The organism is Acidilobus sp. 7A (assembly GCF_003431325.1).
Taxonomy (GTDB): Archaea; Thermoproteota; Thermoprotei_A; order Sulfolobales; family Acidilobaceae; genus Acidilobus.
This window is the reverse complement of record NZ_CP010515.1, coordinates 239,754-255,040: the sequence shown is the minus strand read 5'-3', so window position 1 is coordinate 255,040 and position 15,287 is coordinate 239,754. Positions and strand designations below refer to the sequence as shown.

Annotated in this window: 13 protein-coding genes and 1 tRNA gene; 11 read left to right on the top strand and 3 right to left on the bottom strand. The window is 61.8% G+C overall.

Annotation, left to right across the window (positions count from 1 at the left end; translation table 11 throughout):
* Window positions 1-197 precede the first annotated feature (197 nt).
* The gene (gene cobB, locus SE86_RS01225) at window positions 198-1,007 is read left to right on the top strand and encodes an NAD-dependent protein deacetylase (protein WP_257791331.1); all 810 of its coding nucleotides are present in this window, start codon (window positions 198-200) and stop codon (window positions 1,005-1,007) included.
* A 279-nt stretch (window positions 1,008-1,286) separates the two neighbouring features.
* On the opposite strand, the gene SE86_RS01220 is transcribed toward cobB, so the two are convergent.
* Window positions 1,287-2,279 carry an MBL fold metallo-hydrolase gene (locus tag SE86_RS01220; RefSeq protein WP_148666733.1) on the bottom strand — a complete coding sequence of 331 codons (993 nt, stop codon included), beginning with the start codon at window positions 2,277-2,279 and terminating at the stop codon, window positions 1,287-1,289.
* 399 nt (window positions 2,280-2,678) lie between these two features.
* Between SE86_RS01220 and SE86_RS01215 the strand changes: the two genes are divergently transcribed.
* The 7 genes from SE86_RS01215 (at window position 2,679) to SE86_RS01190 (ending at window position 9,593) form a co-directional block, all read left to right on the top strand.
* Window positions 2,679-4,013 (top strand): alkaline phosphatase family protein, encoded by a 1,335-nt coding sequence (locus tag SE86_RS01215; protein ID WP_117353951.1) that lies wholly within the window; start codon window positions 2,679-2,681, stop codon window positions 4,011-4,013.
* A complete protein-coding gene (locus SE86_RS07955; protein ID WP_158543066.1) occupies window positions 3,995-4,132 on the top strand; it encodes a hypothetical protein in 138 nt (45 codons plus the stop codon). The genes SE86_RS01215 and SE86_RS07955 overlap by 19 nt, the downstream gene beginning before the upstream one ends.
* A gap of 191 nt (window positions 4,133-4,323) precedes the next feature.
* Complete coding sequence (locus SE86_RS01210; RefSeq protein ID WP_117353950.1) at window positions 4,324-5,760, top strand: extracellular solute-binding protein; 1,437 nt, start codon at window positions 4,324-4,326, stop codon at window positions 5,758-5,760.
* Between the two features lie 13 nt (window positions 5,761-5,773).
* Entirely contained in the window at window positions 5,774-6,664 is an 891-nt protein-coding gene (locus SE86_RS01205) for a sugar ABC transporter permease (protein ID WP_117353949.1), read from the top strand.
* Between the two features lie 3 nt (window positions 6,665-6,667).
* Window positions 6,668-7,567 (top strand): ABC transporter permease subunit, encoded by a 900-nt coding sequence (locus SE86_RS01200; RefSeq protein WP_117353948.1) that lies wholly within the window; start codon window positions 6,668-6,670, stop codon window positions 7,565-7,567.
* A gap of 37 nt (window positions 7,568-7,604) precedes the next feature.
* On the top strand, window positions 7,605-8,696 hold the full coding sequence (locus SE86_RS01195; protein WP_211096625.1) for an ABC transporter ATP-binding protein: 1,092 nt from the start codon (window positions 7,605-7,607) through the stop codon (window positions 8,694-8,696).
* Window positions 8,697-8,966: 270 nt separating this feature from the next.
* On the top strand, window positions 8,967-9,593 hold the full coding sequence (locus tag SE86_RS01190) for a DUF1641 domain-containing protein (RefSeq protein WP_117353947.1): 627 nt from the start codon (window positions 8,967-8,969) through the stop codon (window positions 9,591-9,593).
* A gap of 22 nt (window positions 9,594-9,615) precedes the next feature.
* On the opposite strand, the gene SE86_RS01185 is transcribed toward SE86_RS01190, so the two are convergent.
* The gene (locus SE86_RS01185) at window positions 9,616-9,876 is read right to left on the bottom strand and encodes a zinc ribbon domain-containing protein (protein WP_211096624.1); all 261 of its coding nucleotides are present in this window, start codon (window positions 9,874-9,876) and stop codon (window positions 9,616-9,618) included.
* Window positions 9,877-10,021: 145 nt separating this feature from the next.
* Window positions 10,022-10,099: transfer RNA gene (locus tag SE86_RS01180), tRNA-Trp, on the bottom strand.
* Window positions 10,100-10,297: 198 nt separating this feature from the next.
* Here SE86_RS01180 and truD point away from each other — a divergent pair.
* The 3 genes from truD (at window position 10,298) to SE86_RS01165 (ending at window position 15,274) form a co-directional block, all read left to right on the top strand.
* Window positions 10,298-11,413: a tRNA pseudouridine(13) synthase TruD gene (gene truD, locus SE86_RS01175; RefSeq protein WP_117353946.1), complete on the top strand. Its 1,116-nt coding sequence runs from the start codon at window positions 10,298-10,300 to the stop codon at window positions 11,411-11,413.
* A gap of 272 nt (window positions 11,414-11,685) precedes the next feature.
* A complete protein-coding gene (locus SE86_RS01170) occupies window positions 11,686-12,432 on the top strand; it encodes a hypothetical protein (RefSeq protein WP_117353945.1) in 747 nt (248 codons plus the stop codon).
* A 175-nt stretch (window positions 12,433-12,607) separates the two neighbouring features.
* A complete protein-coding gene (locus SE86_RS01165; protein WP_117353944.1) occupies window positions 12,608-15,274 on the top strand; it encodes a hypothetical protein in 2,667 nt (888 codons plus the stop codon).
* Window positions 15,275-15,287 lie beyond the last annotated feature (13 nt).

The window sequence follows — 15,287 nt, the reverse complement described above, 5'->3', positions numbered from 1 at the left end:
TGAGGAACTCCTCGAGGGCCCTGATCTTCTCCTCCGTTGTCTTAGCCTCGCTGTACTTGTTTAGCTTAGCTATGGCCTCGGCCGGCAGGTTTGTTACGATTGTCTGACACCTCGCTCCTGCGCCATTAAACTTGTCAGGGGCCTTTAGCTATTAACCTGTCGGCGCCAGGCCTTATTCGAGGTGAAGCGGGACGTCGCTGAGCTCTAAGGCCAAGGAGGTCGCGGGGATGCTGGTAGCTTCAAACAGCGCAGTTCTGATGTCAGGGGCCGGCGTCAGCACAGCCAGCGGCATACCTGACTTCAGGGGCCCCAACGGGCTGTGGAGGAGGCTTGACCCTTCCCTCTTTGAGATATCCCACTTCTACTCAGACCCGCTGGGCTCGTGGAGGCTCTTCATGGAGAGGTTCGGCCAGCTTAGCGGGGTGAGGCCAAACCCAGCCCACGTGGCCATAGCAAGGCTTGAGGAGATGGGACTCATTAAGGCGGTGATAACCCAGAACATAGACGGCCTCCACCAGGCCGCCGGGAGCAGAAAGGTCGTTGAGCTCCACGGCAACGCCGGCAGGGCCGTCTGCACGGAGTGCGGGAGGAAGTACGACATAAGGGAGGCCTTCAGGGCAGTGTCTGAAGGCAGGCTCCCCACGTGCCCCGTCTGCGGGGGGCTTCTGAAGCCTGACGTTGTTTACTTCGGGGAGCCGCTGCCGCCCGACGCGCTTGAGGAGGCGTTCTCGCTGGCCGGCAGCTCAGACCTCTTCATAGTGGTTGGGTCGAGCCTCGCGGTCAGCCCGGCCAACCAGCTGCCCCTGGTGGCCAGGTCAAGGGGTGCCAAGCTGGTGATAGTTAACGTGGGCGAGACGGCACTTGACGACCTGGCCGATGTGAGGGTAGAGGCCCCGGCGGAGGAGTTCATGCCGATGGTCTGCGCCCTGGCGGAGGACATGCTAGCCGCCAGGAGCCCGTGCAGGGAGGGTTCGACGTTCACCGCGACTAGCAGCCACTCTACGTGACCTTAGGCATCTACTTCATCATCCTTCGCCTCTCATCATGTTGCCTGCGGGGGCCCGCCTTCCCTCGGGACGCGGGGCCTCACCGGGCGCCCCTTTGCCTCACGGCTGCTCATCGACTTCACGGTGGCGCCCTCCTTTGCACTTGACAGCAAAGCAAACGAGCTTTGCAGCCGAAGGCCTCACCCCTCAGGGCGGGGAGGAGGTCAACTTGGTCTGCCTGGTAGTGCAAAAGGGGTCAGAGGCTGTGATTAGCCTGCAGAGGCGTTACAGGCCGGCAGCTCAAGCCAGGCGGAAGGACACCTCGCCGCCAGCTGTCATCTCCTCAACCTCCCCCACGGCCTCAAGGTGCTTCAGGTGCGCCAGGGCCTCGCCGACGGCGAAGTACCTCTCATAGGGGCTCATGTCGTCCCAGGAGGCGGCGGAGGTCCTCCACCTGAGGTTCCTCGCAACGTAGTATAGGGTCCTGGGGGCGTCGAGCAGCGACTTAACTAGCCTCAGCCTCTCCTCGTGGTGAGCCATTAACTCCCTTGCCCTGGCGGAGGGCGAGCCTATAGGCTCCCCGTGGCCGGGCATAGCGGACGAGAGGCCAAGGGATGAGACCCTCTCAAGGGTCCTCAGGTAGTCGCCCAGGGGGTCCCTCCTGGGGTCAGGGGAGTCTGCCACAACGTTAGGAGTTATGCCGTTAAGCAGTACGTCGCCGACAACTGCTGTGACCCCCTGGAGGAGCGCTATGTGGCCAGGCGTGTGGCCGGGCAGCTCAAGGACCTTAAGCTCGCCGTCGCCAAGCCCTATCGACTCGCCCTCCCCCACGGGCCTCGCGACGGCCGCTAGCTCATCATAGACGTCGCCAAGCCTTGGGACTGGGTGGACCTCCTCCATGGCCTTAACCTCCTCCCTCGGGACGCCGTAGTGCAGGAAGGTCTCAGTGACGTCCCTGAAGTACTCCCTGAAGCCCCTCCTCACGACCTCAAGGTCCCTGGGGCCCATTAAGACCTCAGAGCCCGCCAGCTCAGCTAACACAGGGGCGGCGGTGGCATGGTCCACGTGGAAGTGGGTGACCACAATAGCTCTAAGCCCCCTGAGGCTTAGGCCCGCCCTCCTGAGCTCGGCCGCAAGGCTCCTGAAGCCGTCGGCCCAGTACATGCCGGGGTCCACCAGCAGGAAGCCCTCATCGTCAATTATGGCGTAGGAGTTGACGTGGCCAAGGGCCTTTATAGGGATGTCCACCTTAAGCCTGGCGATCATCACGTCGATCCCGATGCGACCTGTCAAGGGGGCCTTTTCTACCTTCCTTCAGCGGCGTCCCTGCATCGGGAGAAGTTGAAACCGTATATAGGTGCCTGCGCTATTGTTTTGTGCTAAGCGAGAAAGGCGGTAGCCTGCGCGCAGGCGACAGGGGCTCAGTTTTTACTTAGACGCTGTCGGGGGGCCTCAGGGACACCCCTTTATTAGGCTTCGTCAACAATAGACAAGACTGGTGAGAGGAGTGAGCGCAAGGGTAGAGGAGAGGGGGCTGCTGAGGAGGGGAGGACCGCAGGGAGGAGGATAAGCTTCAGGGTCACAGCTGAGGACGAGGGGCGCCTAGACTGGTACCTCTCCAGCGCCTTCGCCGAGGGCGCATAACCTTCACCTTAAAATTTCCTGCCGTAGGAAGCCCCTTGGTAGCGGACATTGGAGCTATCGCTGCTGGGCCTTGATGCCCTGTCGCCGTGGCTGCTTGGTAGGGCGGTCTCAAAGCTTAAGCTTAGGAACCTGGGCGAGGCCCTCTCGCGCTCAAGGCCTATACCGCTGCGCTCGATGCCTCCCATAACACCTGTGCAGTGGACTAGCATAGCGGCTGGGGTGAACCCGGCCAAGCACGGCGTCTGGGGCTTCACAAAGTACTACAGGGGGCCCAGCGGGGAGCACCTCTCCAGGCCCTACACGTCCCTTGACGTCATGTTCCCAAGGGCCTTTGAGGACGCGGCCCTCATGGGCCTTGACGTGGCTGTGGTCAACTACCCGCTTACCTGGCCCATCAGGGGCCTCTGCTGCCACGAGAGGATGACAGTCGTTGGAGACACCTTCCTGGCCCCAAGGGTTGAGTACAGCCCCCAGGGCCTCGCCGAGAGGCTCGGCAAGTACTTCGTGACATTTGAGGCCATGCCTGACCCCTACAGGAGGACTGAGCTGCTGGTGGAGGGCACCCTTAAGCTTCTCAGCGAGGTCGACGCGGACGCCTACTTCGTGGTGCTCCCGTACCCGGACCAGGCCTTCCACAAGGACCACTACGACGTGCTCTCCGTGGGCCCCAGGTCCGAGGAGGTGTGGAGGTCCATAGACGAGCTCGCCGGGGAACTCATGAGGAGGTCCAAGTACCTCGTCATAGTCTCAGACCACGGCGCCGGGGTCCACAGGACCTGCGTCAACGTGCTAGCCCCCCTCATGAGGGAGTTCAGGGTCGGGCTGCCGGGCAGCCTGAGGGGCAGGCTCTCGCTAAGCCTTGTCAGTGCTCTTGACGAGCTCTCAAGGGTGCTGCCGCCCAGCCTGTCGCCGAGGGAGATCTCGAGGAGGGGGCCGCTGAGGAGGCTGAGGGAGGGCGTGGGCGGCGAGCTGGTGACCGTGACAAGGGCGGCAACGCACGAGGGCGCCGGGCAGCAGAGCGAGCTCTCGGGGCAGCCGTTCACATACGACGCAGGCGGGCTCTCAATAGACAGGGTCCTCTACTTCAGGGGTGAGGCGGAGAGGGAGAGGGGGCTTAAAGCCATAGCCAGCTCCAAGGCATCGCGCTACCTTAAGGTGACGAGGCTCGAGGAGAGGTTCAGGGGCGCCTACCTGCCCCCGTACCCGGCCCTCTTCGTAGAGTCTGTCGACGAGGAGAGGTACTGGCCCGTCTCAAGCAGGTCGATGGCTCAGCTGAGGCGCGACCTGATGCCAGACCACGAGGTCAACGGGGTGCTCCTGGTGGTTGGCGAGGAGGTCAGGGCGACGGGGCTGAGACCCACGACGTGGCCACCACAGCCCTAGCACTCATGGGCCTCCCCCTGCCCAAGGGAGCCGACGGCGCGGCCCTTGGGGGGAGCGCGAAGGGCTACTACCCATACGACGTGGCTGTGAGGCTCAGGTCAAGGCTTCGCGTCGGCTGAGTTCCTGCTGTCATGCCTACCCTTTACCTTATTATAGAAAGCCTCGCCCTTCTAGGGCGGGGAGGAGGTCAGCTCCCTTGAGCTTCCTCTAAGTTATACGTTTAGATTTTTATGTTTTTAAATAACTTTTCTCTAAATAGTATAGCCTTTTATACTACCTGGACGCCTTAAAGAAAGCGGCAAGTTGAGAGGTGGGTGTTTTGAAGTCAAGTAGGAGGTCTATCTCAACTGTTGCCCTGGCGACCATCATAATTGTGGTGGTAGTGGTAGCGGCGGTCGGAGGCTACATGGCTTACGTCTCGACAAGGCATCACGTTACTACCACAACTACGACGCAGGTCGTGACCTTAACAGTGGCTGACAGCTACAGCAGCAGTGAGAACATTGCCTTCAACGCCAGCCTGGCGGCCTTCGAGCAGAAGTACCCGTGGATTCACGTTAAGGTCGAGTACGGCGCCAGCGTAGGCACCAGCCCGTACACCTCTGAGGCCCAGGCGCACGACGCGCCAATAATAATAAGGGACAGCAGCGACTCGGCAGGCGCCCTCTTCGCCTCAGGCATACTTGTAAACCTGTCCCAGTACCTGCCGCCCAGCTACTTCAGCCGGTTCAACCCGACTGCAATACAGGACTGGACCCTCAACGGCTCAGTCTACGGCCTGCCGGACAACATAAACTACATAGTTATGTTCTACAATAAGAAGTTCATAACTGCCCCGCCCAACACGACTGACCAGATGATACAGATGGCTGAGCAGGTCAACAAGAGCGGCGTCTGGGGCATAGCCTATGGGGCGAGCGACGAGTACGGCTACAGGTTCGCCGCCTGGTTCGCGGGCTTCGGCGGGCAGATATTCACAACCCAGAACGGCAAGATAGTGCCGGCACTCAACTCAAGCGCCATGGTCAACGCCCTCAACTTCTGGTACAACCTGACCTACGACCTTAAGGTAAACTACCTTGCCTCTAGCACTGGGGCCGGGGGCGTCGAGGGCCAGCTGTTCATGGAGAACAAGGCCGCCATAATATTCGACGGCCCCTGGGACCTCATGCCCTACTTCAAGGCCCTGGGATGCAACCTGGGGGCTGCCCCGCTGCCCGTGGTTAGCAGCACGGGCCTCTACGCGACGCCATTCATAGGGAGCATGGGCTGGTCAATAACTACTGAGCAGGCCAACGGCGTGCCCGCGAGCCAGTGGAACGCCACGCTACACGCGGCCCTGCTCTTCATAGAGTTCATGACGAACTACAGCAACGAGTACGACCTCTTCAAGTACGCAGGCGACATACCTGCGCTTAACAGCGCCTACAACGCCGCCATGCAGAACCTGAGCGCGCCTACTAGCAACACCACGCTCGCCTGCCTGCACCAGGTCATAAAGGGGATACTTGAGCAGAGCCAGCACGGCCAGAAGTTCCCCAACATACCGCAGATGTCCTACTACTGGAACTCGTTCCACCAGTACGCCAGCGAGTTCTTCGCCGGGAAGATAAACGCCGAGCAGGCGGCGCAGGGCATGGAGCAGGCCTTCATAAGCGCGCTGCAGAGCGCCGGCCTCCTAAGCCCTGTCCCCATAACGCCAAGTGAAGTTTTAACCGTGCCAGAGCTCCCTGCCTCAAGGTACTGAGGCGGGGAGCTTAATGCCAAGCGCTCGCGACAAACTTGAGGGTTTTATTTATTTTCTGCCCCTCTTCGCTGCCGTGCTCTTCCTGTTCCTGTACCCCCTGCTCTACTCCACGTACGTGTCATTCACTAACATGAACCTGGTGAACTTCTTCAGGCACACGTACAGGTTCGTGGGCGCGTTCAACTACGTGCTTGCGCTGAGGCAGCACTACATATCGACGCTGCTGATAAACGAGGTCATCTGGACCCTTGGGAGCCTGATCCCAATGATGGCCCTCGGCTTCGCGCTGGCGCTAATACTTAACCAGAGGGACCTGAGGGGCAAGTCCTTCTTTTACGCCATACTTATACTGCCCTGGGCCTTCCCAGGCTTCATATCGCTCCTGGTCTGGCAGGGCATGTGGGTCTACCCCTACGGCTTCATGAACAGGTACGTCCTCCCCTCCCTCCACCTGCCGACGATTAACGCGCTTCAGTCGGTGGGCGACGCATGGGCCGAGCTCATAATAACCAACCTCTGGCTCAGCTTCCCCTACTACATGACGGTCTTCTACTCGGGGCTCCAGAGCATACCAGCCGAGCTCTACGAGATAGCTGACGTGGACGGGGCCGGCGCCCTCACCAAGTTCCTCAGGATAACTGTGCCCTCGCTGAGGAAGACCATAGCGTTCGTCTTCATAACCAGCTTCGTCTTCACCTGGAACAACTTCTACCCCATATACGTCCTGACGAGCGGCGGGCCCGGCATATCGACTGAGACATTCATAGTCTACGCCTATCAGCAGGCGTTCTCTTATAACAACTACGGCGTCGCCGCGGCGCTGTCAATAATCTCAACGGTGATAACCATAGTGCTGGCGGTGGTGGTCATGAAGTTCACAGGCGTCCTGGAGGGCATAACGTGAGGGGTGGTAGAATTGAAGGGCAGGTCAAGGAGGCTGGCATACAAGGCCCTCAGGCTTGGCATATCGTACCTCGTGCTCATAGTGGTGGCAATATGGGCCATAATGCCAATATACTACGTTATAATGTTGTCCTTCAGCCACGTCACGAGGCTGCTGGCTGTCTCGATAAAGGACCTGGTGCCCACCCAGGTGACCCTGCAGGCCTACAGGGAGCTGCTCTTCGGCAGGTTCATACCGTCGATAAAGGCCCCCGACTTCCCGCTGTGGGTGGCTCACAGCATAATGCTGGCGGCGGCCACCTCGCTGCTCTCAATAGCGCTTGCGATGCTGGCCGGCTACGGCCTCTCAAGACTTGACATGCCAGCCAAGAAGACGCTGGCAACATTCACCTACATAATCACGTTCCTGCCCGTCACCGCCACCACGGTCCCCCTCTACCTCCTCTTCGCTCAGCTCAGGCTGCTCAACTACTATGGGCTCGTTCTCGCCTACACGCCTGGCACGGCCGTCTTCGCTGCTTTCCTGGCCAAGCTAGCCATAGACTCCATACCGCCCGACTACGAGGACGCGGCAATGGTCGACGGCCTCTCCCGCTTTGGGGTCTTCATAAGGATAGTGTTCAGGATGGCTATGCCTATCGTGGCACTGACTGCCCTGCTAGGCTTCCTGGGAGCCTACATGGATTACGCCACGGCCTACGCCTTCATAGGTACAAATTCAAACCAGTGGACCGCCATGCTCGGCCTCTACTACCTTGCTGGCCTCTACAACTACGCCTCAGCCCCCAACTACAACATATTCGCCGCTGGCGCGGTCCTGATGGGGATACCGCTAATGGCGCTCTTCCTTGTGTCGCAGAGGATGATGACCAGGGCGTACAGCAGCCTGGCAGGCATAAAGTGATATTTTATGCAGGGGCTAGGCTGGAGGGGGAGCAGGCTTGGAGTACATAAAGCTTGAGGACATCTGGAAGACGTACAAGACGAAGGGCGTCACGGTGACCCCCCTGAGGGGCCTCAGCATGAGCGTCGACAAGGGTGAGCTGGTGGTGGTCCTAGGCCCCTCGGGCGAGGGCAAGACGACTCTGCTAAGGGTTATAGCTGGCCTGCTGAGACAGGACAAGGGGCATGTCTACCTCAGGGGTGAGCTTGTTGACGACCTGCCGCCCAGGGAGAGGAACGTGGCCATGGTGTTCCAGAGCTACGCCATCTACCCCTTCATGAGCGTCTACGACAACATAGCCTTCCCGCTTAAGCTCATGCACAGGCCTAAACAGGAGATAGACGCCCAGGTCAAGAAGGTCGCTGAGATGCTGAGGATAGGCGACATACTGAGCAAGAAGCCCTCAGAGCTCAGCGGCGGCCAGAGGCAGAGGGTGGCCATAGCCAAGGCCCTCGTCAAGGGGGCCGACATACTGCTGATGGACGAGCCCATGGCAAACCTTGACGCCATAGTCAGGGTGTACGCGAGGGAGGAGCTCAAACAGCTTCACAAGGAGCTGGGCACCACCATAGTCTACGTCACGCACGACCAGGTTGAGGCCCTGTCCCTGGCGACCAAGCTCGCAGTGCTGCACGACGGCGTAATACAGGACTTCGGCGACCCTATGGAGGTCTACAGGAGGCCCAGGAACACCTGGGTGGCCTCGTTCGTCGGCAACCCACCCATGAACGTGCTCGAGGGCACGGTGAGGGAGGGCTACATAGTTTCAAAGAAGGGCGAGCTGAAGCTGCCCCTGCCGAGCAGCTACAGGGGGTCAGTTAAGGAGGGCCAGGACGTGACCTTCGGCTTCAGGCCGGAGGACGCAGTTGTTGGGGAGGGCGACCTAAGGGGCGTCGTCTCAATGATCGAGAGGGTTGGGGCCTACACAGTGGTTCACGTTGATGTTGGCGACGGGACGCTCCTGAGGATCCTCTACCCGTCCACGATGCAGGTCAACAGGGGCGACAAGGTCTCCTTCACCGTGCGCCCAGGGTCGCTCGTCCTCTTCGACCCGGCCACCGGGAAGAGAGTAGAGGCCGCCTCGTCCTGAGCGGCATTTTAAGGGGCAGGCCGGGGCGCTCACAGAAATTTTAAATCCCCCATGCTTCAGGGTCGTCTGTCACCAGGGTATTCCTAGTGGGCTTATGGGCAGCCTTCGGCCTAATGACGCGGCAGGAGATCTCCACGTGGGGAGGCATGATGGCTACGCGTGCCTCCGGTGGGTTAAGAGTTAGCGGCCTGTTTGGTTAGAATCTAATGAGCGCAAGGCCCTTAGACATAAATTTCTAGGCGGGCCGCGCCCAGCCGGTGAAAAGGGAGCTTGTCAAGCCAGCCCAGCGCAGGGCAGCCCACAAAGCCCCAGCCGCAGGGCGCGGGCCAGAAGGCGCAGCAGGGCCCCCAGGCGGCCCAGCAACAGCAGCCAGCCGCCCAGCAGGCCGCTAAGCCCCAGGCGGCCCCCGCGGCGAAGCCCCCAGCGCCTCAGGCAGCGCAGCCCCCTAAGCCGGCGCTGCCTGAGCTCCCGCCTCCCCCAAACGTTGACGTGGGGACACTCGCCCTGGTAGAGCTCGTGGAGGCTGTAGTCAAACTCAAGAGGAGCGGCATCCTCGGCATGCTGTCCTACCTCGCGGACAAGGCAGAGGAGTCCTTCCTCGCGGCGGCCACGGATCCAGCGCTTATGAGGCTCCTGGCCCTGCTGGCGTCCGTAAGCTACGGAGTCTCAAAGGTCTCGGCCGACGACATAGCTAACGCCCAGAACGCCCTTCAGGACCTGGCCAGGTGCTCCATAACGGCCCTGGGCAGGGTCGACGTCACCGAGGAGAGGCGCTACGGGGCCCTTGGGATGGGGTACAGGCTGAGGGACCCCGACGTGGGCGCCTCGCTCTGGATACTGATTCAGATCGCCAAGGGCCTCGGCCGCTGCGTCAGGGAGAGGTCTAAGGGAAGGTAGACTATCTGACCTCCTCCCCGCCCTAAAGGGCGAGGGTTCCCTTAGGGCGGTTCACAGGTTCCCCCCATCTGTTCGGGCTTACATCTGTCACCTGGGGGGCAGTCGGGGAGGCCAGAGCTCCCCCCATCTGGCTAAGCGCCCTCCCCTCAATGTTCAGTATAGCTATTGTGTCCCTGTCGGCCTCAAGGCCGCAGCTAGGGCACCTGAGCCTGCGATAGCCAACCTCAACGAGCTTAGTACCGCACCTTGGACACGTTGATGAGGTGCCTCGGGGGTCTACCAAAGAGCTTGGTAATCAACATTGTAAACCTATATGAGAGTCAAAGCAACCACAGGACAGCGCAAGGCGATCATGGCCCTCGAAGGCGAGGGCCGAGCTGTATTGGCGCTCGCCTAGGCGCTGGCCGGGAGCCCTGGAAAGGCCTCTGTGGTGGGCCCGGAGGGACTCGAACCCCCGACCTACGGGTCTGGAGCCCGCCGCTCTAACCTGGCTGAGCTACGGGCCCGCCGCTGCCTCTCTGGCCTTCAAGAGTTTAAAGCGTTGCTGGCCTTGAAATGCTGTACAGGTGTCGGCCCCTAAGCTTATGCAGTGCGCTAGGGCGTTCACCTTGTTGGAGGCTTCGCCCTTAAGGGCGGGGGGCCGTCAGCCTGGGCCGTCGCCCTCGCCAACGGCTTAATTGCCCCGTCGGGGAGAGCCCACAGGGATGCCCCTGAGGAGCCCCCACTGGCTCGACAGGCACGTTGGCATGCTCGTGTACTACTTAGACGAGGGGTGGCCTCCCCTCGGGGCCACCATAAGGAGGCCCGAGGGCTTCACTGTGATAGAGGAGGTCTCAGGCGCCCCGTGCACAGAGTTCAGGCCGAGCGGAAGGGGCAACATGCGCGTCTACCTCCTCGCCAAGGTGGGCGTCGACCACGCCACTGCCGTGAGGTTAGCCTCAAGGGCCCTGGGCTCAAGGCCCCACCACCTCGGCATGAAGGACTCCAACGCGGTGACCTACCAGCTGGTCTACACGCTGGGCGGCAGGCCTCGGCCTGGGAGGACGAGGCTTAGCGGGGTTGAGCTCACCTACCTGGGGGACCACGACAGCAGGCTTGAGCACACGGGCAACAGGTTTATTATAAGGGTTGAGGGCGACCAGGCCGAGCTTAAGGGGAGGGTCGAGAGGCTGGCCTCAGCCCCCCTCCTGCCGGCCTTCTTCGGCTACCAGAGGTTTGGCCTCGTGAGGCCCAACAGCCACCTGGTGGGTAAAGCGATAGTCAGGGGCGACCTGAGGGAGGCCCTTGACCTGCTGCTCGGCAGGCCCTTTGAGGCTGAGCCGGAGGCCTGGAGGACGTTCAGGAGGCTCTACGACGATGGCAGGCCCGAGGAGGCCCTCAGGGCGGCCCCGAGGAGCCTGTGGCCCGAGGCCAGGGTCCTCAGGGAGCTGCTTAGGAGCAGCGACCCGGCGAGGGCCATAAAGGCCTACCCCATGGGGCCAGGGTTCTTCATAGAGGCCTACCAGTCCTACATATTCAACCTGTGCCTCTCAAGGCTCATCGAGGCCAACGGGGCGCTGCCGAGGGCCCTGAGGGTGCCCAGGAGGGCCTCGGACGCCGAGGGGGCCTGCAGGGAGGTCATGAGGGATGAGGGGGTCGAGGAGCTGGCCTCTGGGCAGCTGGGGGCCGCAGCCAGGGACCTTACAAGGCCGTCTCTAATGGAGGTCAGGGGGCTGAGGCTGGGCGAGGCGGGCCTTGAGTTCTCGCTGCCAAGGGGCATGTACGCTACCGTGGTGCTCAGGGAGCTGCTGAGGCAGGACCCATTCACCTTCGCAGGCTGAGGCAGTAGAGTCGGCCTTCATCGTGACTAATAGTCGCTCGGCCTCATCACTCCTCCTCCCCTCCCGCGCCTAGGTTAGGGAGCACAGCTCCCGGCCACGACGGGGAGTTCACTGTGGCGCCCTCCGATCTAATGTTAGCATAAAAGCTATAAAATTGATTAGCACAGCCTCAGCCTGCTTAAAGCTTAAGATTAGAAGTGATTAAAAATAACAGAGTTACTAAAAAGGTTACAGACTTTTTAAGGCGCCCGCCAGCCCACGCGGGTCCTACTATGAAGGCCTGGCGGTCGTCGCTCGCCTTAGCTGTTGTGGCGGTCGTCATCCTTACGCTCCTGCCCCTCGCGTTCTCGCAGGGCGTCGACGTGAGCTACTATGGCTACGTTCTGGGCCTCCAGCTGAACGTCACCTCAGCCCCAAAGCTGCTCGAGGTGCCCCTCTGCTCAGCGCCGTACTCATACGCTGCCTACGAGGAGGGCTACGGCAACCTTTACGCCAAGTACGTGAATGGGACGCTGCAGGTGTCCGTGCTTGACCCAGGGGTGGTAAACGTAAGCGTCTACGGGCCGCCCTGCTCGGTGAGCGGCGCGCTCGCAACCTACTGGATATACCTGCCGGCGAGGGCATACGTCTATGTGGCTAACGGCAGCGTCCTCGTGTACTACAGCGGGGCCAACGCGACGCTGATAAACGCCTCCGAGCTCGAGGCCGGCCCGGGCAACCTGACCGTTGACGTGACCGTGGAGCCCGTCACGACAACCACGACAACAACCAGTAGCGTTACGACCACCTCAACAACCACGACATCTACGAGCACGACGCCAGTTACTACAACCACGTCTACCGCGACCACCTCAACAACCACCCCTACAACTTCAACGACCAGCGCGTCAACTACGCCGCCAACGACAACGGTCACAGGGCACCCGAGCAGCGCGGCTTACGTTTACGCCGCGGCAGCCGTTGTCATAGTAGTTGTTATAGTGGCTGTGGCCCTAGCCCTGAGGAGGTCGAGAGCTTGAGGCCCGCCAGAGCCCTTGCAGCGGCCCTTATAGCAGTTATGCTTCTCCCGCTCCTAGCCCCCATCGCTGCCCGCAGCCGCAGGCGCCTTGGCTGGCCGCCGCCTCAGAGGACCTTGCCGTCCTTGAGAGGTACAACATCAATGTCAGCTCCCTCAACGCGACGCTCTCGCTGGCCGTGAAGCTCGAGGAGCAGGGCAACTACAGCGGCTCTGAGGCCCTCAGCCTGAAGGTCATGAGGGAGGCCTCAGGGTACCTTGCTGCCCTAGAGCCGAGGCCTGCCCCCTGGGCTGAGGCCGCTGCCTACGTGGCCCTCGCATCATACCTGGCGGCGTCGCTGTCCTTCAACTCCACATACGCGTCTCAGCTGAGGCAGCTGGCCGCGGAGGCCTACAGCCTCTTCGAGCAGGGCAACTACAGCGGCGCCAGGGAGCTGGGCCTCAGGGCGCTTAGCGCAACTGCATCCTACTCCTCTGCGTCGAGCGCCCAGGGGCTCAACGCCTCGCTCAGCGCAATCAGCTCCCTGGCCAAGGATGACGTGGGGCTGCTCAACTCGACGGCCAGCAGCGAAATGATGATGAACGCCTACAGCTACGTTGAGCCGCTTGAGGGGCTGATAGCGAGGGCTAACGTGACCAGCCCATCCCAGGTGGTTGAGATCCTCGAGCTTCTCCAGGCGCTAAGGGCCAACGCGGGCCTTGTGCAGCCCCTGCTCAACGCGAGCCTCAGGGTCAAAGTCTACGGGGAGGCCATGGCTAACATAAGTGAGGCGTACTCGGAGCTTCAGAGGGCTGAGGCGGAGGCCGAGGAGATGAACTCCACCTACGCAGCGATCCTGGGGGAGATGGAGAACGCGTCCTCAGCCCTCTCATGCCTTGGCGGCGCCCTTGCCCTTGAGGCGCGCGCCGTGGAGCCCCCGGCCCAGTGCAGCGTGACCCTGCCCCAGGGGCAGCTCCACGGCAACATAAGCTTGGCCATCAACTACACGGGGGAGGTGGCGGCGGGGCTCAAGAACGTCAACGTGAGCCTCGGCCTGCAGGGCGCCTACGTGAGCCTTAGCGCGGCCCTCGGCTACCTTAACATGACGTACGCCAGCGCCAGGCAGGCTATAGAGGGCCTCTCGCTTTCAGAGTTGCCATCGCTGGCGGGCGCCTACGCGGCCCTCAGCGAGGCCATGAGCCTAGAGGCCAAGGTCCAGGGGTCGCCGCAGGCCCAGTACGCCGTTTGGACCATTAACAACATCAGCGTGCTCACAGGGACCCTGGGCCAGCTCCTTGAGGTTGTGAACTACAGCGTCGACAACGTGAGCCTCTCGACGTCAATAGCTAGGGCCTCGCCCGCTGAGGCCTCCCAGCTCCTGTGGTGGGACTACGAGGCCGCGGGCAACCTCTCGGCGGCCCTTGAGGCATACATGAGCGGCAACGACGGCCTGGCGTCCTCATATGTCAGCAGCTCCCAGGGCCTGGCTGAGAGGGCCCTCCAGTACTCAACAAGTTACTACGTTAACACAGGCGCCCTCTCAGGGAGCTCAGTCAGCAGCCTGAGCGCTGACATACTGACACTTGACAGCTACGTCAGCTACGGCATAAGCAACTACCCGGCGTTCCCATCAGGCTACGACCAGTACCTGGAGAAGGCCATTAACGTCACTGACATGCTGTCGCAGGCCCTCATGCTTGACGCAATTGCTGTGAACGAGAGCGGCCTGGGCATGCTTAGCAGGGCGAATGAGACCCTGGAGAACGCGAGCGGCTACCTCTGGCGGGCCGCCCCCGTCGTTGCGAACCTCACGAGGGAGGTCAGCACGAGGTCCCCAAGCGCTGCAGCAGTTATAGCAAACGGCGTCGCCACCGTCGGCGAGCTGACCTTTGCCATCTGGTCCTCCGAGCTGCTCTCCTGGTCCCTCAGCGAGACCTACGAGGGCAACGTGACCTACGCCATAGGCCTTGCGGGTGCGTCAGCGGAGGCCGCGTACTCCATATACAGCTACTCAAGGGCCGTTAACGGGACCCCGAGCCTGCCGGAGCTTAACGCGACGCTGTCCTCCGCAGCGGACGACGCTATAGCTATAGCTGAGGTCGCCGCTGCCGTCCCAGGGCAGCTCTCGGGCTCACAGGCCTCCGTCGCGCAGCTGAGGTCGTGGGCCTCCGAGGCCGCGGAGTACTGGGGTAACGTGAGCAGGGCCCTCAGGCTTGACTCCCTCTCAGCCGTGGAGGCCGGGGAGGGGAACTACAGCTCAGCAATAGGCTACGCGGAGGAGGCGGAGTCGTACGTTGCCGGCATAAAGGCCGGCGGCCCTCAGCCCGTGCTTGCAATAGCCTCGCTTGCGGCCCCTGTCTATAACCTGAGCGAGGCCCTGGCATCATCTGCGGAGCAGCTAGAGGCGCTCCAGGAGAAGGCTGAGGGCGCCCTGGGCGAGGAGGGGGCCGCTGTTGCCAGGGCCCTCCCTGAGCTATGGGCAGCTGTCACTTACCTGAGGGAGGCCGCCCTGGCCCTTGTGCAGGGCTCCCAGGGGGCCAGCTACGCGGAGGAGGCGCTTAACCTCTCGGAGGCGGCCGCCTCTGTGCTGGGCAGGTATAACCTGACTGACTTCGAGGTGCCGGCGGAGCTCATGGAGTCGACGGCGACCGCCCTACTGAGCGCCCTCTCTGAGGTCAACGTGACGCTGATAACTGCGAGGGTCGTTGCCTGCGCTGAGCTGAGCTCAACGTCATACCTGGCACTGCTGAACGCCAGCGGCCAGTATTACCTGGCCCTCTCCCCCTCGCCCCTCTCGGGGGAGGTCGAGCTGGAGGTCACGGGCAGGGTTGGCTTAGTTATTTTGGTGGCCCCGAGGGGCGGCTGAGCACCTCCGCGGC